Annotated in this window: 11 protein-coding genes; 3 read left to right on the top strand and 8 right to left on the bottom strand. The window is 53.9% G+C overall.

What is annotated here, in order from left to right; genetic code table 11:
- Positions 1–107: 107 nt before the first annotated feature.
- The 6 genes from AC3G2T_RS14120 to AC3G2T_RS14145 all read right to left on the bottom strand — a co-directional run bounded on the left by AC3G2T_RS14120 (position 108) and on the right by AC3G2T_RS14145 (position 11,721).
- Complete coding sequence (locus tag AC3G2T_RS14120; protein WP_488435858.1) at positions 108–2,291, bottom strand: glycoside hydrolase family 88/105 protein; 2,184 nt, start codon at positions 2,289–2,291, stop codon at positions 108–110.
- A 31-nt stretch (positions 2,292–2,322) separates the two neighbouring features.
- Positions 2,323–3,882 carry a type 2 periplasmic-binding domain-containing protein gene (locus tag AC3G2T_RS14125; RefSeq protein WP_474682647.1) on the bottom strand — a complete coding sequence of 520 codons (1,560 nt, stop codon included), beginning with the start codon at positions 3,880–3,882 and terminating at the stop codon, positions 2,323–2,325.
- A 152-nt stretch (positions 3,883–4,034) separates the two neighbouring features.
- Positions 4,035–6,386: a helix-turn-helix domain-containing protein gene (locus tag AC3G2T_RS14130; protein ID WP_488435951.1), complete on the bottom strand. Its 2,352-nt coding sequence runs from the start codon at positions 6,384–6,386 to the stop codon at positions 4,035–4,037.
- An 84-nt stretch (positions 6,387–6,470) separates the two neighbouring features.
- Entirely contained in the window at positions 6,471–7,337 is an 867-nt protein-coding gene (locus tag AC3G2T_RS14135; RefSeq protein WP_474682646.1) for a carbohydrate ABC transporter permease, read from the bottom strand.
- Between the two features lie 42 nt (positions 7,338–7,379).
- Positions 7,380–8,342, bottom strand: a complete 963-nt coding sequence (locus AC3G2T_RS14140; RefSeq protein ID WP_488435859.1) for an ABC transporter permease — start codon at positions 8,340–8,342, stop codon at positions 7,380–7,382.
- 31 nt (positions 8,343–8,373) lie between these two features.
- Positions 8,374–11,721, bottom strand: coding sequence for a glycosyl hydrolase (locus tag AC3G2T_RS14145; RefSeq protein WP_488435860.1), 3,348 nt, complete (start codon positions 11,719–11,721; stop codon positions 8,374–8,376).
- Positions 11,722–12,013: 292 nt separating this feature from the next.
- Between AC3G2T_RS14145 and AC3G2T_RS14150 the strand changes: the two genes are divergently transcribed.
- Complete coding sequence (locus AC3G2T_RS14150; protein ID WP_474682643.1) at positions 12,014–12,844, top strand: YihY/virulence factor BrkB family protein; 831 nt, start codon at positions 12,014–12,016, stop codon at positions 12,842–12,844.
- Positions 12,845–13,737: 893 nt separating this feature from the next.
- Here the strand turns inward: AC3G2T_RS14150 and pyk are convergent.
- On the bottom strand, positions 13,738–15,150 hold the full coding sequence (gene pyk, locus AC3G2T_RS14155) for a pyruvate kinase (protein WP_474682642.1): 1,413 nt from the start codon (positions 15,148–15,150) through the stop codon (positions 13,738–13,740).
- 118 nt (positions 15,151–15,268) lie between these two features.
- On the opposite strand from pyk, the gene AC3G2T_RS14160 reads away from it, so the two are divergent.
- Entirely contained in the window at positions 15,269–16,051 is a 783-nt protein-coding gene (locus AC3G2T_RS14160) for a helix-turn-helix transcriptional regulator (RefSeq protein ID WP_474682641.1), read from the top strand.
- Between the two features lie 790 nt (positions 16,052–16,841).
- On the opposite strand, the gene AC3G2T_RS14165 is transcribed toward AC3G2T_RS14160, so the two are convergent.
- Positions 16,842–17,801 (bottom strand): copper amine oxidase N-terminal domain-containing protein, encoded by a 960-nt coding sequence (locus tag AC3G2T_RS14165; protein ID WP_488435861.1) that lies wholly within the window; start codon positions 17,799–17,801, stop codon positions 16,842–16,844.
- 466 nt (positions 17,802–18,267) lie between these two features.
- Between AC3G2T_RS14165 and AC3G2T_RS14170 the strand changes: the two genes are divergently transcribed.
- Positions 18,268–20,892, top strand: a complete 2,625-nt coding sequence (locus tag AC3G2T_RS14170) for a carboxylesterase family protein (protein ID WP_488435862.1) — start codon at positions 18,268–18,270, stop codon at positions 20,890–20,892.
- Positions 20,893–20,911 lie beyond the last annotated feature (19 nt).

Below are 20,911 nucleotides of genomic sequence, written 5' to 3' on the forward strand. Positions count from 1 at the left end.
GCCCCGGTCCCGGATTGGCGCTGACTCAGGCAGCTTCAGCGCCCCTGGCAGCTCAGGTGGCTTTGGGTGCTGGCCCCGCCTCCGGCGGCCTTTGCGTCTCCGGCAGCTCAGGTGGCTTTGACGCTGGTGTCGGCGAGAAACCGTTGCAGCTTCAGCACTTCAATGCCGGCCAGCAAGACGATGCCTATGCCGTGCGTATCGTTGAGCAGCCAAGGCAGATCGTCCTTGTAGTAGCCGACGCTGTACGAGTAGCCCGATCCGCGGCACACCCCGTACACGTTTCCGTACTTATCGATCGAGATGCGGGCCAGCCCGTTCCAGCCTTTTTGAATGGCCGGCATGTATCGGTCCGCATCGTCAATCCAGCCGTGGCGTATCCCGCGCGCGTAGGCGTAGAGGAACATCGAGGTGCAGGATGTTTCCTCATACGACTCCGGCTCGGTGAGCACCTGATGCCACAGGCCGCTGTGGCCTTGCAGACGCAAAAAGCCTTCGCACAATTCATTGAAAAATTGAAGGAGCTCTTTGCGGCGGCTATGCTGCTCCGGCAGCACCTCCAGCAGTTCGGACAGCGAGAACAGCACCCAGCCGTTGCCGCGCCCCCAGGCGATTCTCGTCGGTTTGTCTATACCGAAATCGTAAACATGGGACATGATCTGCCGCTCGGGCATGAATAACCGCTTTTTGAACTGCACGAACTGATTGGCCGCATCATCCAAAAAGCCGATCTCGCCCGTCCGCTGATAACAGCGGCACAGGTAAGGCACGCTCATGTACAGATCGTCACACCACAGCGTCGCGTTCGGAAAGTCGACATGACGCGGTTTGCGGTACAAGGCGCCGTCGGGCAGGCGCTCCTGCTTGCTGCCGATATAATCCGCTATCACGTCGGCGATCGCCTCCGCGCCTTGCAGCTCGCGCTCCTGCAGCGCCAGCAGCATCGTGGCTCCGAAGGAGCCGCAGTCGTCAAGGCTGTCGAGCGTCGCCAATGTGTTCAATACGCCTGAGGCGCCGTATTGTTCCTTGTCCCATTTGGCATACCCGTACAGGCGGGTGCACGTTTCAATGTGCTGATAAACGTACTGCCGCAGGTCGTCGCGGTCCAGCAGCTTCCCCGTCTGCAGCATGCCGTAGAGGGTCACGCCCAGCGGGTAATTCCATTTGCCGAACAGCGCGTTTTCGGCGAATGGCCGCACCCGTGTATTCGGCTGGTCGAGCCGCGAGAAAGTCCCGCCTTCCCGCGTATCCACCAGCGAATGCATGGACTCGGCGGGATTCGGCATCGCCTCATCTGCGGCGAAAGGACCCAAATACAGCCAGGTGTCTTTGTTCCCATGCACCGGATACGGCTCAACTAACTGCACGCCCTCAGGCAGAGGGTCCAGCTCGAACCCGGCGCCGAAGCTCTGCACGGTCAAATCGTGCAGGCCGCAAGACAGGCTGAGCACGGCGCGGAAAGGGCCCGGCTGCTCGATGGAGGCCTGCATCCGGCCGGCCAAATAAATCGCCGTGGCGCCGAAGGCGCGGCCGGTCAGTTCCACCTGGCGGGGCTCCTGCGAGAGTGAGGCCGAGAGCGAGCGGAGCTTCGTCCAAGCCAGCGCGTACTTGCCCTGCAAATCGCCGAATATCCGCGCTATCGGGCCGTCCGCTTGCTGCGAACCGCTCCATCGCAGATCGGGGAACCACTTCACGCCGCCATCGGCTTCGCTGCTGCCTTCCCCCGGCAGCGTGCTCCAGACCGTATCCTGCGGCTCCGTATAAATCCATCCTTCGTGCCCGGACCGTTCAGGCGACGGGGCGAGGAAATGAACCGGATTGCTCTTGTACGAGCCCGGCCCGAGGGAACCGCCGCAGCCCGCCTCCGTTTTCGTAAACCGGAACGCCAGATGATTCCATCCCTTGTTCAGCGGAATCGTCACTACGGTTCTCCGCTTTCTGTTCAGCTCATCGGCAATATTCGCTTTATAAATCTGAGCGCCGTTCGCGTACAGCGTCAGCGGCCCGTAGCAGTGCAAAATAAAATTCAGCGGCGCCTCCGCATCGCTCCAATATTTGCTCCAAGCGTACACATGCTGGCCGTTCCGCATCTCCGGAAAGCGCTCCGTCAGATTGAAATCATAGCTGTAATCGTGCTTCTTCAAAATGCCGTCGGCGCAAAAAGCCCGGTAAGCCATCGGATGCGGCGGATTATTGCCGATGTATCGGCCCGCGACCGTCAGCAAAATATCCTCGACCCGGTCCCCGCATTTCATGAAAATACTTTCGTTGTCATCGATATAACGCTCGCTCACCCGCTCATGTCCTCCTTTGGTCTGCCCAAGCTTATTTGGCGCCCCCTGCGCCGCTGCGTTTTTGATAAGCTTCGGTCATTTCCTGGCTCATCTTCGCCAAGTCGGCATCGGTTTTGGCTTTGGCGACGAAATCGTCCCAAGCCGAGATCGGCTCGCGGCCCAAAATAATTTTCGTTTTCAAATCCTGCGCTTTTTTCTCGAATTCCGGAAGCAGCTTTTGCACTGTTGGGGAGTACAGCCCGATGCTGACGTCCGCTACGCTCGTTTTGGCGCGTTCGTCCTGAATCTTTTTGTACAATTCGTTCGCTTCTTTCGGGAAAAACACTTTCGTGGAGCTGGCGTACGGATCGGCGACATATACGATTTGGTTAAAATCCGGCCCGTTATCCTTGGCCAACTGCTCGGTGTTGATAATTTTTTGCCCGTCTTTCACCGTGTAGTCAATGCCTTCGATGCCATACTGCTGAATGGCGAATACTTCGTCGCTCATCCATGTGTCGACCAGCTTCAGGATGCGCTTCATCTTAGCCTCCGGAACCGATTTCGGAATCGAGACCATACCGGAGAAGCCCGGTCCTTTCGGGTTGTAGCCGTTTATATTTGTCAGCGGGTAGAAGTCTTCCGGCTTTATTTTCGGATCGATTTCTTTCAGCTTTTGGTAATAGTCGTTCATCGTCCCGGCTTTTTCCATAATGATGCCCGCCTTGCCGCCCTTGAACAAGTCCGAAGCCTGGGTCAGCTTCAAGGAAGCGAAATCTTCCGGCAGCAGCTTCTCCTTGTACATTTTCGCCAAATACTCAAGCGCTTGACGGCTTTCCGGCAGCAGCACCGTATTCACCATTTTGCCGTCCACAAGCTTCCATTTATCGTTCTTCACGTTGGCGCCCGTAAAGCTGTTCTCGATCATCCCCAGGGTCCCCATGTCGGCAGGGGGATTCATATAGGCGGCAAGCGGAATCGTATCGTTTTTGCCGTTTTTGTCCGGGTCTTTTTCCGCAAAGGCTTTCATAACTTCGTACAGTTCATCCGTCGTTGTAGGAACTTTCAGGCCCAGATTATCCAGCCAGTCTTTGCGGATGACGAAAAACGAGTCGGCCTCGGACGGGCGCGGGCGCGGAATGCCGTAGTTTTTGCCGTCCTGCATTTTCGTCAGTTCCCAGGCGGTTTTGGAAATTTTGGAACTCAAATTCGGATAGTCTTTGATGTAAGGCGTCAAATCCCAGAACGCCCCTTGCGTAACCGCGTTGCGGAACACCGATGTGAACGGATCGTTGATCGTGATCAGCTCCGGAATGTCCCCGGAAGCGAGCGTCACGTTCAGCTTGTCGGTGTAGTTGTTGCCGGATACCCACTGGATGTCCAGTTTGGAGTTCGTCGCTTTTTCGATCGCCTGCTTGATTTTGTTGTCATCCGCCGCCGGGGAAGGGCTGAGCAAAATCGTCATCACTCTGACTTTCAAAGGGCCTTCATCATTGGCCGCACTTTTTCCTCCCGTATTGTCTTTGGCGCCGCAAGCGCTCAAAACGCCGGATAAAGCCAGCAATAGCGCGAGCGAGCCCAGCGCCGCTTTCTTGTTTGTACTCTGTTTCATTAAGTGGTCCTCCCTTGTTCATGTCTTCTGCGGAGCGAACGTTCTGTGTCGAACACAAGGTAGACATTAGTTGATTTTAATTTGATCGGCAATCGTACTTTTTTGTAGGCGGTTTCCGAAAAGATAGGACTATATTGCGGCCTTGAACTTTTTTAGGAACCGCGCAGCTCGCGGAATTGGCTCGGCGTGATGCCCTCGTACTTTTTGAACAGCCGGTTGAAGTAACTGTGCTGATAGCCGACCCGGTCCGCCACTTCGTTGATTTTCATATCCGTTTCGGCCAGCAGCTTCTTGGCGTTCGCGATGCGGATATTCGTCAGATAATCGATAAAGTTAATGCCTGTCACTTGTTTGAACGCCCTGCTTAACGTATACGGACTCGTTCCGAACAGCTCGGCGCACGATTCGAGGGAAAGCGGTGTCATATACTGCTCGCCCAAATAAACGATAATTTGCTCGATCGTATGTTTGAAGTGGTAGTCCTGGCGGCTGATCATCTCCTGCACGAAAACGGCGATCACCTTGTGCCGGAACCATTTGAGCATTTCCTCCGGTTCCTTGATCTGAGCCAACTGCTCGAACAGATTGACGCTGCCGAACAGTTGGACAGGGTTCATGCCGGACTGCAGCGCCGCATAACGGATGCTCCCAAGCAACTGCAGCATGCCCTGCTGAAGCACGAATTCCGTCGACCCGTTGGCGGACAGCTCTTCCATGAACTGGTTGATTAGTAGGGCAGCGTCCGTTTCCTGCCCGCTGCGGATCGCGTGAATGATTTCTTTATCCAGGGTGAACGGATAGCTGCTTTCTTTCAACTGATTGAGCTTGGAAATCTGCTCCGTTCTAATAATTTGATTGTCGTCCAGCAAATCCCGGTATACCAACGCCTGTCTCACTTCCTCGAACAAATGCGGTATTTGTTTGACGTTATGAATCCATTTGGATACGGACACCGTCACCTGCATTTTCAGGATTCGGTTAATCGTCCGGGCCACCTCCAGACATACCTGCTCCAAATCTTCTTCCAGCCATTTGACAGGGTGGGAGGCAGGAAAGGACAGCAGCACACCGACCGAAAAGTTGTGGAAATTAATAATTTCCGCCTGCTCGTACTCGTTTTGCAGCAGCTCGTTAATGATGTTGGAAGCCGCAAAGGTAGCCAAACTCTCGTCTCCGGTTGAAAATTTGCCTTCCGGGTTGGAAAACCCGGTCAATTGGAACATAAGCGCAGCAAACTGGCGGTCATCGGTCTCCCAGCCGTAGCTTTTCATTCTTTCCTTGATATCGCTTTCCTGCAGCGCGAACAAATAACCTTGCACGAGCTGCAAATAAAACCCTTCCCTTAAGTGCGGGATTTGCTCGTTAAGCTTGGAGCGCATCGACTCGCTTTCCTTCGACAAGTGCTGCCAATGCTTCTCGATGAGCGCGAATTCGTCCCTTGCTCCATCGTGCTTCTCCCCGGTAAGCAAAGTCATGAGCCGGTGAACGGGCGAGTAGATGCGGCGGGAAACGAACCAGGACAGCAGCAGAGCAAGCAGCAGGCCGGTAAAGCTGACGATCAGAATCCACTGGGAAATCGTAACGACAGAAGCGGTGATGGAGGACAGCGGAGCTGCCGATATGTAGACCCACGTTTGCCCGAGACGGCTGAAATGCCCGTATGAAACGGAGTAGGACACCTTTTTGTATTCGAAAAGAAACGATTCTGGCTTTTTCCCCAGATATTCTGTGCGGAGTCCGAGCGCGGATTGGCGCTTCGCGAACTCCCGCTTGATCGCCTGGTCCAAATCGCGGCCCTCCGAGCTGCTGCTGGTCAAGTTCCAGTCCTCGGTTTCGTTGAACAGCAGCGTCGCTCCCTCGTCGTAAGGAGTTAACGTTTTGAGCAGCTGCAGCAGCTTCTCCTGATTGATCGTAGCGATAATCGCGCCGAACGATTCGCTGCTTGCCCCGGGGATTTTATCGACCAGCGTAATGGCCTGCTTCGCCGCCCCTTTGGGATAAGGGTTTTCCCAAAATACCGATTTTCCGTGTTTGAATATCGTTTCGTAGCTTTCAATATCGGACAGCTTGCTCAAAAACGTGTATTGTTCCTTAGAAAACGTCAGAGGCCGGGGTTTATCCAAAAACAGCTCGACTTTTTCCAGCAGCGGGTGCGCGCTTTCTATCTGGAGCAGGGTCCGGTACATATCCTGAACCTGATCGTAATCGTAGGCAAAATTCAGCGATTTCAGCTTCTCGTCGAATTTGGAGTCAAACGCCCAATGGGAGATCGTCATTTCCAGAGAAGCGAGCTGGTCGTCGATGTTGTCCGCCCGGTTTTTGATTTGGTTCTGATGCAGACGCTGCAATTCTTCTTCAATGTTGTTCGTCGCGATCCAATAAATGCTGAGCCCGATGATGAGGCCGGGTATGCTGGCCATAACCAAAATCATCGCCAGACTTCTGCGGAAAAAGCGGCTGTTGTATTTGTTTTTTTGCAAGTAGCGAAGCAGCGATGTCATCATTTCAGTCAAGATGCTCACCTTCCAGGACATTTTATAAACACGTTTTTCGACATCTTGAGCTGAAATCCTCTACCTGATGCCTGCTTATCCCTTGACTGAGCCGACCATAGCCCCTTTGGCGAAATGCTTTTGCAAGAACGGATATACGAGCAGAATCGGAATCGTGGCGACGATAACGGCGGCCATTTTGAGCGTTTCCGACGGCGGCGCGACGGTGGTTGCGTCCATGCGCAGATCGGCGTTATTGGCGTTCAGCAAAATGTTTTGCAGCATAACCTGGAGCGGCCATTTGGCCGAATCGTTGATATAAATGAGCGCGTTGAAAAATTGATTCCAGTACGCTACCGCGTAAAACAGTCCGAAAGCGGCCAGCGACGGGAGAGACAGCGGCAAAATGATCCGGAAAAACGCAGTCAAGTCGTTGCAGCCGTCCATCGCAGCGGATTCCTCCAGTTCGGCGGGAATGCTGTCGAAGAAGCCTTTCATCAAAATCACGTTCCACCCGCTTGCCAAAGCCGGAAGAATGAGCGCCCACAGGCTATCGATCAGCTTCAGCTCGCGAACGAGCATATAGTTCGGGATGATCCCCGGATTGAACAGGATAGTCAGCAGGATCGCCAGCAAAATCAGCTGTCTGCCGCGCATTCTTTTGCGGGAGAGCGCATAAGCGAGCGCCGAGGTGACGATCAAGCTGCAGGCGGTTCCGACCAGCGTCACGTATATGCTCACGGCGATCGATTTCGGAAAGGCCCCCGTCGCCATCAGAAATTTGTACGATTCCAGCGACCAGACGCGGGGGAACAGCACGAAGCTTTTTTTCAAATATTCGGTCGGGTCCGTAAAGGAAACGACGAATACGTAGTAAAGCGGAAAAAAGGTGGCGGCCGCAACCAGCCCCAATACGACGATATTGATGAGTTGAAAAAGACGGTTTCCTAACCCTGGTTTCATAGTGTCGTCCTCCTGCGAATCGTTAGCCCGATCTTCATAACATTAATACACGCCTTCTTCGCCCATTTTTTTGGCGATCCAGTTCGCCAGCACGACCAGGGCCAGCCCTACGACCGATTTGAACAATCCGGCGGCGGTGCTGTAGCTGAACTCGCCCTGCTGAATGCCGACCCGGTACACGTACGTATCGAACACTTCGGCCACCTGTGAGACAGCGCCGTTGTACATCAGAAATACTTGCTCGAATCCGACATCGAGCATATGGCCAAGCCGCAATATAAGCAAAGTGATGATCACGTTGCGAATCGCCGGGAGCGTAATGCTCCACATTTGGCGCAAACGCCCAGCGCCGTCGATTTTGGCTGCTTCGTATACTCCCGGGTCGATACTAGCCATAGCCGCGAGGAACAAGATCGTGCCCCAACCGCATTCTTTCCAAATCGACTGAGCCGTAAGCATCAACCAGAACGAATCCGGGTTTGTCAGAAAGTCGATGCGGGAGAGGCCGATGCTTTCCAGCATTTTATTGACGAGCCCCTCGCCTTTGGCGAACAGCAGAAACGTTAAGCCTGAAATAATGACCCAGGATAAAAAGTGCGGCATATAAATAATCGATTGGACGACCCGCTGGTATACTACGCTGCGCAGCTCGTTCAGCAGCAAGGAAAGCACGATCGGCAGCGGAAAAAACAGGATCAGATTGAGCAGGTTGATCGCCATCGTGTTGCGGAACAGCAGCATGAAGTCGGGGTTCGAGAAAAAGCGCTGAAAATGCTCGAAGCCGACCCATTCACTGCCGGTAATCCCCGCAAAGGGGGAGTAGTTTTGGAAAGAAATGACAACCCCCCACATCGGGATAAATTTGAAAATGAGGAAAAACAGAATGCCCGGCAGCGCCAGCATATACAAATATTTATCGCGGAGCAGGTCTCTGGCTAATCCGCCTTTGCGTTTGCTATAGGAAATGCCGGCATTTATCTGCTTTTGTTGGAGTGATGATGCCATCCATGCCGCGCTCCTTTCTCGGGTTCAAATGTTAAAGCCTGCTGTTCACGGGCTTCAGTTCATGCTTGGCATAATCGAAATATTTGCCTTCAAGGAGCCCTATGAGCGTATTGGTTACGCGCACCTCGATTTCGTTGCCGCCCTGGCGGAGCAAGCTTGTGCTTCCTGTGAAACGGTAAGGCATCCAGGCGCGGGCTCCAAGGGAATGGCCGTTCACGAGCACCTCCGCCACCTCATGGAATTGCGGGTCCAGTCCTTCGAACGAAAGCTCGAAGGCCGCGGCATCCGGCAATACGTCCAGCTCTACCGTTCGAGTGAACGAGAGGGTACCGGCAAAATAAGGGAACCCCGGATAAGGTCCCGCAGCCAGCGGCTGCTTTTGTACGGCGGGCGGTTCCAGCACCGGACGACGGTCGTCGTCGAATCCGACACGGAAAGCTCCGGTAATGTAAAGAGCATCGACAAGCCCGTTCCAGTCGTGTTCGATTTCCACGTCAACGGCTATCGTGTTTATCCCTTCTTGCAAATAAGGGGCAATATCGCAAGCTACGTTCATATGATCGTACAGGAAGCTCCGCTCAAAGGCCGGCTTCTCCAGACGATGGCCGTTGATCAGGATGGCTCCGCTGCCGGACACTGCGCCCTGGTCCATGACGAGCCGGGCCTTCTCCGGCGTCTGCCGGGCGATAAACGAAGCGGCGTAACGCGCTTGAAGCGGATAAGCGAGCCCGATGCGCATCGGGGTGCCGAACAGCTGGCTCATCTGCACGGGCAGATTCGTCGAAGCCGCGAGATCGGCGCACTGATCGATGAACGTTTTCACCTGCACCTGCGCCGGCGCGCCCGCCAACGAGCTGTCCTGCTGCGCAATCGTGAGGTGGAACGTATCGAAGCGGACAGCGTTGTCCTGTTCCGTGCGCAGCGTCCACAGGTCTTTGTCCGAGGCGGCGATGGGCAGACGCCACGGGCTGGGGCCGGCGGCCAGGTCGGGGGCGGTGGCCGCCGGGGCGGAGGCTGTGGCGGCCGAGCCGAGGGCCGCTGCGCTGCGGCCGACGCGGGTCAGCCGGAACAGCCGGGACTCGTAGGGAGCCAGCGCCACCGGCAGGCTCCAGACCGTCCCGTCCCGGCGGGCCGCCGCCGATGTTTCGCTGCCGCTATCCAGCGACAGCTCCGAGAAAGCGATGGCGTGCAGATCGCCATCTTCCGTGCCGGTTCCGGCCCACAGCGCAGCCGTAACCTGCAAAGACACCTCGCGGCGCGCCTCTTCCTGGTTGCTGACGAACACCAGGAAGGCATCCCCGGCGATGCGCCGCGTCTGCATCAAGATCCCCCACCGGCCGCAGGCGGGGGTCAGCTTCACAGCCAGCGGCTGCAGCTCTTCGAGCAGCGCTGTCATCTTGCCGAGCGCCGCCGGTGCCGCGGCGTCGGCGGTGAAGGGCAAATGGTACGCGTTCGCCGCCGTACCTTTGGACCAATTCGCCGGCTCCGCTTCCCCGGAGGAGCCGCTCCAGAACTGTTCGCCGGATGCTTCCGGCAGACCGAACGCACTTGCCATCGCGGCGGCGTCCTCCCGCCGCGACGGCTCAATCGCCTGGTACGGCAGCTGCCCCATGCTGATGACGGTGCCGCCTTGCGCAAGGAAAGCTTGCAGCTTGGCCCAGGCGCCGTTCTCCAGATTCGTGACGGGAGGCACGATGACGATGGAATAGCTTGCGGAGCCCAGCGTGACATGCCCGTCTTTTATGTCCGCTTCCGCCAGCAGTTCGGCATCGAGATGGTCAAAATCTCTGCCGCTCATCGTCAGCTCGTTGCAAATGCGTGTCCACCAAGCTTTTAAATCGGTGAGCTTCCGCTTTTCCTCCGCTTGATTGCCGCCGTAATCGAAATGATGGAACGGATTCCCCATGTGCGCCCACAGAGATGTCGTCGGCTGCAGCACGGCCGCTTTAATATCCGCTTGCCCGCAGCTCATGACATAACTGATCCGGCCAACGTAGTCGCCGAGCTGTTTGAAATGTTTCCAATACGGATTTTGCAAAAATTGCGAAGGGGGAGCGTCGTGCTTCGTCAATCCGTCTAGCGTATAGAAAAAGGCATGGAAATTGAAAAAATTGGTCCCCTGCGCGGCCATCCGGTCGATCATCCATTTCGCATCCTGCAAAGTCATCGACCAGCCGACGCTGTGGAAACACTCGATCAGATTGCGTTCCCTGTTTAATTGGCGGGCGAGGGAGCTGACCATTTTGGCGCTGCTGCGGAAGCTTTCCGGATGGTTGTTCAAAATCCAGTCAAGCTGCCTGCCCAGCTTCTCATGAGCGGTATCCCCGCCCGGCACATGGCTGTACAACTGCGTCGTGTGCCTTACCGAAGGCACTTCGGTGACATATTGCAGTCCGTGCCGCTCGCACCAATCATGGACCTGCTTATGGTAAGCGCCGAGCAGCAGCAAATGGACGGCTTGATAATAGTCGTAGCGAACCCTGGCTGCGTCATCCGCCTCCTCGTAGAGCAGAGCATGAAGATGCTCCCGCAGATCGTAGCCGTTGCGCTCCAGGAAAAAGGCGGGCAGCTGCGGCGACCACGGAATGCTGCCCAAAAGGCCGATTTCATCCGTAAATATCCCCCGAATCGTAGTCCCGAAATAGTCCCCGAAATGCTGTGCGTATTTGTCGTGCGTCAGCCGGATGAAGGTCTCCATCGCTTCCCGGTTGCATGGGTCGACGAATGTGCCGTAATATTTGAAATCTTCGATTTCCTGCTCTTGCACGACCAGCACTTCCCATTCGCCGGGAGGCGCGGTCCATTCGATCTTTTGAACGGTGCGGTATGTGAAAAAACGCTTCTGGTTGTAAGCCGTCAACCCCGCTTTCTGAAAAATCGGCTCCGCCTGAAAATTCCCGATCGAGGCGCGCACGTCCACGGCTTCCTGCCATATTTTCTCCCCGCTAGAGGTAACGGGAACGGCTTTGGCGTACAAAATCCGCGCCCATGGCAGCTCGGCCGACCAATGTTCCCCGCCCCGGACCCGCTGCGCGCGGTGCGTCAACGTGTAATGCTTGGCTTCCGGATGCTCCAGCGTGACTTCCCCTCCCGCGATTCCGCTGGGATAAGGGTATTCGTCGTACAGCCAAACGCCCAGATGTTTGCGCTTCGCCGCTTCCAGGGCGACCCGCACTTTTTGAAACCATGCTTCGGACAAGTAGGGGATTTGCAGCCCTTGACGCGCGCACACGAAAAAACCGCCCACGCCCTTGTCCGCCATTTCATCGATCTGATGCCGGATTTGATCGTCTTCCATCTCCCCGTTCCAAAACCAGAACGGATGAATCCGGTACGCCGAGTCCGGCTGCCGAAACGATTGCATGTTAAAGTCGGCCATCTTTTTATTCCTCCTAAGGCAGTTGAAATTGCTTTAACTGTAAAGGAAGCGGCGCTTGCAGCACAATCGTAATATTTTTGCGGACCGGTTACGGGGGCTGAGACTATTTTGCACGCTTTGCACATCCTTGCAGTTCGCCCGGGAGTCCGGCGGTCGGAGCTGCGGGTTCATCGGACAGACTTCTGGAACCGGAGCCCCGAAACCACAAAAAATATTGGTAAAATGGGCGAGGGAAAGCCATATTAACCTGTAACGGGAAACTCCATTTCAAAGCGAAAGGAAACGGATCGCGATGAGGATCAAAATTCCGTCCTACTTCAAAGCGCTGTGGCGGCAATTTCAGCGGGACGACGCTTTGGGGCTTGCCGCGCAATGCGCATACTATTTTTTGCTGTCGGTGTTTCCCTTCCTGATTTTTATCATGAGTCTTTTCGGTTATTTGCCTATAGAGACCAAGGATGTCCTGGCTCTGCTCGAAGAGTACGTGCCTCAAGAGGTCGCGCGGGGGATGGAGAAAAGCATTGTTGATTTGCTGGATGTAAAAAGAGGGGGCAGCCTTTCTTTCGGGCTGATTTTGTCTCTTGTGAGCGCCAGCGCGGCGATGAATTCCATCGTGCTCGCCGTGAACAAGGCGTACGGGCTGCCGGAGCGCAAAAGCTTCATTCATTCGCACTTGCTGGCTGTGATGCTGACCGCCGGCATGCTGATCGTCATCGCCTCGGCCTTGCTGCTGAGCGTCTTCGGACAATGGATCGGCAACTGGATGCACGTTCATGTCCATGTCCCGAAAGCGCAAATTGATGTGTGGAACGTCATGCGTTGGGTCATCAATTTCATTATTTTATTTATCGTTTTTACCGGTATTTATTACATAGCTCCGAACACTTGTCTGACTTGCAAAAGCGTCCTTCCCGGCGCCTTGTTCGCGGGGGCGGGCTGGCAGCTTACATCATGGGGCTTCTCCTACTATATCAGCCAGTTTACCAATTACGGCGCAACTTACGGGAGTCTGGGCGGAGTCATCGTGCTTATGACCTGGTTCTACATCTCGGCGCTCCTCATTATCGTGGGCGGGGAAATTAACGCGACGGGCCATATTCGCCACCGGCAAAAGCTGGGCTGAACAACAGTCATAACCACCGGCTTAGCCGGTGCTTCCATCAGCCCTGTAAATGCCCCCGCCTAACCAATGGTGCTCGTTTGGGATACTATGGAATCCTGCGAATGATTGAGATTTTGTGAGGTTTCCCCATAAATACGAGGGAGGGCATGTTACAAGCAAGCGTCTCTAAGGCGCGCTGAAAGTCTGCCAACCGCGGCTGCGACGTTACTATGCGTAAGCACGGCCAACCCCCTGAAAAGGGGACTCCCGCCCTTTTTCCACTGGCTCACCTGTAAACAGGTTGCCCCATCATTTTGGGTTCGTCCGTCCGGCGGCAGACAGGAATGGGGATGTTCGGCGACTGCAGACTCGCGTGCTCGATCTCCAATCGGGCTGTGTCGGGTGGATGCTGTAACCGGTTGCCGTGAGACGGCCTATTCGGGCTGTTGAGAAAGTCTGACAGGTTTCCTCTCAGATTAATTTTTATGTGGGGGCCACTCATCTCGAAGAGAAAAATTGATTTAAAACGATCTGAGAGGGATATTTAGCTCATACTTTTGGTGCTTTTTTTGAGCATCCAGGAAAAAAAGGGGTTTCTCAACAGCCTGCTAGTGCAGTCCCTTTTACGCTTTTCTATATGATTTTTCGCATACAAAAGTCATCTTTTACCACTGCAGGGCACGATTATGTTCGGTTTTTCATACTTATTTTTCGATTTTACGAAATCAGCACAATTTCTGTATGAAATTCCGAACAGTTTTCCACGATTCGCAAGTGGCAGCGGTTTCCAGACCGGCTCCCCTCTTATCATTCGAGTTCAAGGGATGTCTACTCATAGCTATAAGCTTTACCGAACCCCCAGTCGACGTATACAAAAAGAACGCCGATCTTGGGGATCGGCGCTCTTTTGCGGATTATACTCGTTCCACTTTCAACAAGTTTGTCGTGCCTGATTTGCCGATCGGGATACCGGCGGAGACGATGGCGAGATCGCCCGGTTTCACATAACCGAGACCTTCCGCCTGCTGGATCGCGGAACGGATAATTTGGTCGGTCGAATCGTGCTGCTCGCCGAGGATCGGGGTAACGCCCCGGACCATGCTGAGCAAATTGATGACCGGCTCGTTCGAGGTGATCGCCAGCACCGGGGCGGACGGTTTGTACTTCGCGATCATTCTCGCGGTAAATCCGCTCTCCGTCGGAGCCAGAATCGCAGCCGCTTGCAGCCGCTGAGCGGACGAAACGACGGCTTGGCAGATCACTTCCGTAATTTCATTCGTAAGTTCGCTGTCAAGCTCCAGCGCGGCGTTGTGCTCGATGGATTGCTCGGTGCGCTCGGCGATGGCGGCCATCGTTTTTACGGATTCGACGGGATATTTGCCTGCCGCGCTTTCGCCGGAGAGCATCACCACGTCGCTGCCGTCCAGAACGGCGTTGGCCACGTCGCTGACTTCGGCCCGCGTAGGGCGCGGATTGCGCTGCATCGAATCGAGCATTTGCGTAGCGGTAATAACCGGCTTGCCGGCCCGGTTGCAGGCGCGGATCATCTCTTTTTGCGCAATCGGCACTTCTTCCGTCGCGATTTCCACGCCCAAGTCACCGCGCGCTACCATAATGCCGTCGGAAGCTTGCAAAATGTCCGCGAAGTTCGTCATGCCCTCTTCATTCTCGATTTTGGAAATAATCGGCGTGCGGCCCGCCTGATGCTTCTCGAGAATTTCTCTGACGGCTCTGACATCGTCTCCGTTTCTGACGAAAGACATGGCAATGATGCCGATGTTCTCCTGAACCCCGAACTCGATATGCTGGATATCCCGCTCGGTTACGCCCGGCAGGGATGTCCGAATGCCCGGCAGGTTGACGCCCTTGCGCTGCTTGAGAACGCCTCCGGTCAGGACGCGGCACATGACATCGGTTCCGCTTGTTTCGACGACTTGAAGCTCGATGGAGCCGTCGTCAATAAGGACGATAGCGCCCGGCTTCACGTCCTGCGGAAGCCCTGGGTAGTTGACGGACACGCGGTTGCCATTGCCCATAATTTGCTGTGTGGTCAGCACGAAAGTTTGATCTTTAAACAAATCATAGGACGCCTCTTCCAATTGTCCGATGCGGATTTCCGGCCCTTTGATATCCATCAGGATCGGTATCGTGACTCCCATATCCCGAGCGGCTTCGCGGACGGCAGCAATTCTGCGGCGGTGCTCATCCAGATCGCCATGGGCCATATTCAAGCGCGCGACGTTCATGCCGGCGGCGATCAGCTCTTTCAAAACAGGTACGGAATCGCATGCAGGGCCTAACGTACAAATAATTTTCGTCTTTCTCATGATCGGTTCATCCTTTCGGGTTGAATTTACTTGTTGGCTTCATTCTAGTACGAAAGGTGAAAAACGGATATGAAATATAGTATGATCTATGTATCATAGTATTATTGGCGGTGTTCGCATGCAGATCGTTTCTCTTGTTTACGATAAAAGCAGCAATTGGTATGCGGAAGAGACCCATTCGCATTCGGCATGGACGCTGGTGCTTGTCTGCTACGGGAAATGCGTCTACTGGATCCACGACAAAAAAGTCGTATTGGAAAAAGGGCAGACGCTGCTCATTCCGGGAGGAGTCCCGTACTACGGCAAAAGCGTGCCCACCCTGATGCATGAAAAATACACGGTCCGCTTCGAACCGGAGCAGGCCGCAGAGGCGCTTCCTTTGCTGCGGTCCGCAAACTATTTGTGCTGCGCAACCGGCAAATATGAACTAATTCTGGAACGCATCCGCACGATGTACGAGCAGTGGAGCGAACGGAAATCGTACTATTTTGCGATGTGCGAGGCGCTGCTCCAGGAAGTGCTTGTACACATGAACAGGGAGCACGACCAGGGGGCCGTCTCTCATGCTTTGCAGCATTTGGTCGATCAGATGAAGGAGTACATCCAGAACCATTACCGGGAGCAAGTCACGAAGGAGCTGCTTGCCGAAGCGGTCGGCAGGTCACCGAACCACACGGCGACGATGTTCCGCAAAGTGACCGGTCAGACCATCAGTGAGTACGTGCATGCGATGCGCATCAAAACCGCGGTCTACATGCTGCGGCACTCGGCCCTGACCGTCACGGAAATCGCGGAATTCGTCGGGTACGGCGATCCGTCGTATTTTTACCGCGTGTTCAAGCGCATCACGGGGGAAGTGCCGACGAGCTACTTGTCCGACCGTGAAGCGGTGCGGAGGTAACGGGACGGCCGCCGTCATGAGTCGCCGCGCGTCGTACTGGGAGCTGCACGCGGTGTGAACCGCAATGTACTCCAAAGTCGCCGCTGCCGTTTGTTAAACGCCCGGTAGCGTTTGGCGCTCCCCGGCCTCTGGACTATACTGGAAACCCTCGGGAAACGAAAATCAGACTGTTGAGAAAGTGACGGGTTAGGGGGCCAGAGGGGAGGCTGAATTTGGGGTGCGGCCGGTCATTTCCAATGCATCTCTCCTGAGCGGGTTATGGCGTTGTTGTACAGTGGGTGGCGAATCTCCGCTTCGCCAAACAGATCGAGCGAAAGCAGGTTGTGGCGTTGTGCAGTGAGGGGGGGATGAGAGAAAAAACCTGCAAAAGTGCAGGTTTTCTCTGTGAAAAAGGCCCATTTTGGCGAAAAGCCTGCAAAAGTGCAGGAATTTTTGCTGAAAGTGGATCTGAGCCTATGTGTTTGGGGAAAAGCCTGCACAATTGCAGGAATTCTCCGTGGCCAGCGATCAAGGACGCAAATTCATGTATTTTTGCAGGTTTTCTTCGCGCAACCAAGCAGATTGTGGGCTACCACCCCTGACGCGGAGGTTTTTGGGCAGCCTGGCTTTTGCAGTTTTTTCGCATCGCGCGCAGCCAGGCAGATTGTGGGCTATCGCCTCTGACGCGGGGGTTTTTGGGCATCCCAGCGTGCTGTGTTGCGCTGCATGATGGCGGTCGGTCGACCACTTCGCGCGGCGCTGTCGATTTGCCGGGAAGTCCCCATCAGGCTTGGGCCGGCGGGGGATTTTGCTATTTGAGCTGGCCTGTCTCTTTGAGATATTGCTCGACCAATTGATCGGCTTTTATAGTACTTGGTGCCAGCCAGTCAGCGTATATATCACCGAAAGTGTTTAATAAAAAATCGTCCGTATATTGGTTGCTGAATGTACCGAATAATTTATAAAGATCCCCCAGCTTAGTCTTCCTTTTCTTCCCGTCTTCATCTGTCCATTCAATAATCTGGTTTAAATCTTGTGTTTGAATCGGCTCCAGTTTTACCGTCAAATAAGTCCCATTTTGCTGAAAATAAATGTTTGCTTCTTGCTCATAACGGTGTCCTTTTAACAATTGCCAACCTTGCATATCTCCTTCAGCAGGAACCGCGTACATTCCGCTCGCAGGAACGGGGTCGCTTTTCACATCTTGCTTTGGAGCTTCTTGAGGGGGAGTCTGTGTTTCGCTGTTAGGAGGGAACTGGTGAGTTGTCTTCCCTATGTATACCGTACGCTCTGCCGAGTCGAAGTTGACCGGGTATTTCATCATTTCAGAAACGGCCCTGAGAGGAACAAAAGTAGTTCCGTTATATAAAATATTGTCGGAATTCAACTCAGTACCGTCGACTTTAATCGTTATCGCGTTTAAATGGACACTGATGGAAGTGTTCGATTTTTCCAATATAGGATCATGGCTGGGGGTAGCGGGAGCCGCATCCCAGGGGCCGACATCGGAGCTAATGGGTCCGATATATACCGTTTTGCTGTTGCCGAAATAATTAATAGGCAGACTCAGCATGGCGGAAACATCGCGAATAGGCACGTAAGTAGTTCCATTGTACAAAATATTGTTGCTGCTAAAAGGCTGATCGTTGACTTTAATAGCAACCTGGTTGATGCCGACATCGATTTTTTGGGGTTCGGCAGCCGCGAGGGCAGGGGATTGTGCGAGCAGCACAGCCGCTAGAGTGAGTCCGGCAATTTTTGCTTTGGTCATTTTAGCATCTCCGTCTCTATATAAAAATGCATGCAGATTTTGTCAATTTATAGTATATCGGGTTTGGGTCGTTATTACCACATTTTTGAATTCGCTTTCATGGATCGTATGTCGCTGACCTTAACGTAAATTGCAGGTGGTGTTCGATCGGAAAGGGGGAGGGAGGTAAGCGGAGGCACGTTTTTAGCAGTTTTCATAAAAATTACTCCATCTAAAATTGCCCGCATGGGCTGAAATTTTTATCAACCAATGGTGAATTTCAGAATAATGAGAAATTTTAATCAATTCTACAAAATTCTACAAAAGTAGTGTTTTTTTGATGGAGGATATTAGAGGTTCTTTAGAGAATGTTGTTTTGCATACCGGATTATGGAAGAATCATGCCGGTTTGTCGACGATCTGGAACAAAAGGAGGGATTTGAGAGAAGAATCTTGTCATGAAGTTCAAATGGAGATGGAAGAAAGGATGACCATGCTATTTAAACATGTCGAGGAAGCAACAACGGTGGTGAAAGATGCACCGGTCCACATAGCGGCTGCTTTTGGGCTTGGACCGGTAAAGGTGCCCAAAGTGAAGGGAGGGCTGGGAACCGAGCTTCGGGAAGAGCTCCCGGACGGTTCGATCATCCTGAAGGACGGGGCTTCGCTGGAATGGAAGCAGGGAGAAGTCTGCGAATGCCGATTGCTTACCCAGATCGACAGCAGAGGTTTTGAATTGGATTTATCTCAATACCCGGCACTTGCCGAGGATGAAACTGTATATCTAGTTGCGAACCTAAGGTGCGAGTTAGAGCAGGAGACCGTCTTTAGAGCTTTCAACATATTCGGTCGAATTTGGCTGGACGGCAGGCTTGTATTTCATAATTATTTTTCTGCGTCGTTTCGGCTCTTGTTGACGGAAGGCGACCATACGATCGTTATAGCATTGAACAATCCGACCAACGACAGGTCGCTTCGCATCAGCGGCGCAGGTGCGGAGCAAGGGAGCTCTGCTGCACTTGCGCAGGAGCTTGTCGAACGTAATCTCAGGCATACGCTGCACTTGATCGGGGGCAAGCGTCAAGAGGAAGCGGACCCTCTGTTGGTTTTTTATTTGCTGCGGTTGGACCGTATCGGCATACCGGAGCAGGAAGACGTATGGGTCGAGGTCATGAACGACGAAGACAGTGTCATCGACAGGTTCAAGACGAAGCTGGAGCACCAAATTGTCTATGATATGACCCGAGCAAGAGAGCAGACGAACTATGTTGTTCGAATGGCGATTCATTATAAGGATACGGATGGCGGAGTGCATGTGTTTGAGCACAAGGAGCTTGTGCGGCCGGTGTCCGGACTTGTTCTTGAGCTGGAACGGCAGTATGAGGGATTGCTTGCCGAGAGGGCGCTTGATCAAGAGGATCGCACGAATTTGCAGGGACTGCTGGGGGACATTCGGCAAATTGCGTTGATGGAATGGAAACAAATTCAATTTTTTCAAGTCCGGGTAGTGAGTGAGTACTGGGCAGTTTGGCGGCAATGCCTTGAACTGCTCAAGCGGGGAGAGCACTACCTTGATATCGTTGCGGCCAATCGGCTGGGCGAAGGATACTTTTATTCCCGGCTGGACGGCAGTCTTGAGCGCTATACCGTATGCTTGCCGAAGCATTATTCCCGGGACCGTGTCTATCCGCTTATTTTTCTGTTGCCGGGCGTCAGGTACGAACTGGATCTTCCGGGTTTTCGCGACATGCAGTTTGGAACCCGGATGGATGAAGAAGCGATTTACGCCACCGTGTCCAGCCGCGGGGTGACTTTGGGCAGCTATATCGGCGAAGCCTCGTTTCTTGAGGCGTTTGACGTGATTAAGCAGCGGTTTGCCATTGACGAGAACCGCATTTATTTAACGGGATATTCCAATGGCGCCTATGCTTCCTGGGCTTTGGCTCAAGCGCACCCTTCCCGGTTTGCGGCTATCGCCGTATTGGCTGGAGAGCCTCATCCGGAGCAATTGCCGAATCTCGGCAACATGCCTGTACTGAACATATGCGGGGATCGGGATTATTTGGTCGAGGAAGGGTATCGGCACCCGGAATCCGTACTTGGCGGCGGTCTCTACGAAGGTATATTGGAGACAAACTCCAATCACTTGGACATTTTTCCGTACCATTATCTTGACGCGGTGTTCCGCTGGATGCTGCAATGGCGCAGAAACCCGTATCCATCCAAAATTGTGTACCGAACGGAGCGGGGGCGGCACAACCAAACGTATTGGCTGCAAATTACGAAAATGAACGAAGGCTCCCCGTATGCGCAAGTGAGCGGGGAAATGACCGGGGAGTCAACCTTTGTCCTGGATGCCGTTCATGTCGACGAATTCAAGCTTACCCTGCCGGACCGGCTTGAGTCCGCAGATGTGGAAGTGACGCTTCAGAATCAAAGCTTCTTCTTGGACGCAACGAATAAACGCGCATTTATTTTTGCGAACGAAGCGGGCCGTTACCGGCTTAAAGAGGAAACGACGGCGTCCTGCAAAGGATCGAACCATGGAATGGGCGTGCTCGGAATCTATATGGATTCGCTCCAAATTGTGATTCCCTCACAGTTCGCCTCGCCTCAAGAGGAAGAAAGCGTGCGGACGGCGGCGGCTGTGTTGGCAAGACCGAAGACGAATGCCTGGGACCCGAATATTGTCGTCCAGTATCCGATTGTCAGCGCGGACACGCTTTCGGATGAGGAGGCTGGGGCTTCCAATCTAATCTGCATCGCCACCCGTCTGCACGACCATGAGGTGCTCCGGCGGCACCAAAACAAGCTGCAAATCGCATGTGAAGAAACCGGATACGGGATGTACGGCTCTTTCACCAAAGGGGATTACTGCATCCTGTTCATACAGCCGAATCCGGCGAACCCGAACAAATACATGCTGGTTGTCGCAGCAAACCGGCCCGAAATGTTTAACCGGAATATTATAACGCGCAAGATGGTGATTCCGGGTTACTTCAGTGGGCTGCATCAATATCTCAACCGGGAGATCATCGTCTATGACGGGGCTCTGAAGGCAATGAAATTTCATGATGTTCGTGCCTCCAGTCAAATAGCATCCGAACAATAACCAATTGAAGGGAGAATGA

It is taken from the genome of Paenibacillus sp. sgz302191, from assembly GCF_057749925.1.

Coding starts and splice junctions, on each gene's coding strand:
- AC3G2T_RS14160 (WP_474682641.1), top strand. CDS start 15,269: ATGCAGATCGTTTCTCTTGTTTACGATAAAAGCAGCAATTGGTATGCG.
- AC3G2T_RS14145 (WP_488435860.1), bottom strand. CDS start 11,721: ATGGCCGACTTTAACATGCAATCGTTTCGGCAGCCGGACTCGGCGTAC.
- AC3G2T_RS14135 (WP_474682646.1), bottom strand. CDS start 7,337: ATGAAACCAGGGTTAGGAAACCGTCTTTTTCAACTCATCAATATCGTC.
- AC3G2T_RS14140 (WP_488435859.1), bottom strand. CDS start 8,342: ATGGCATCATCACTCCAACAAAAGCAGATAAATGCCGGCATTTCCTAT.
- AC3G2T_RS14170 (WP_488435862.1), top strand. CDS start 18,268: ATGACCATGCTATTTAAACATGTCGAGGAAGCAACAACGGTGGTGAAA.
- AC3G2T_RS14150 (WP_474682643.1), top strand. CDS start 12,014: ATGAGGATCAAAATTCCGTCCTACTTCAAAGCGCTGTGGCGGCAATTT.
- AC3G2T_RS14130 (WP_488435951.1), bottom strand. CDS start 6,386: ATGATGACATCGCTGCTTCGCTACTTGCAAAAAAACAAATACAACAGC.
- AC3G2T_RS14125 (WP_474682647.1), bottom strand. CDS start 3,882: ATGAAACAGAGTACAAACAAGAAAGCGGCGCTGGGCTCGCTCGCGCTA.
- AC3G2T_RS14165 (WP_488435861.1), bottom strand. CDS start 17,801: ATGACCAAAGCAAAAATTGCCGGACTCACTCTAGCGGCTGTGCTGCTC.
- pyk (WP_474682642.1), bottom strand. CDS start 15,150: ATGAGAAAGACGAAAATTATTTGTACGTTAGGCCCTGCATGCGATTCC.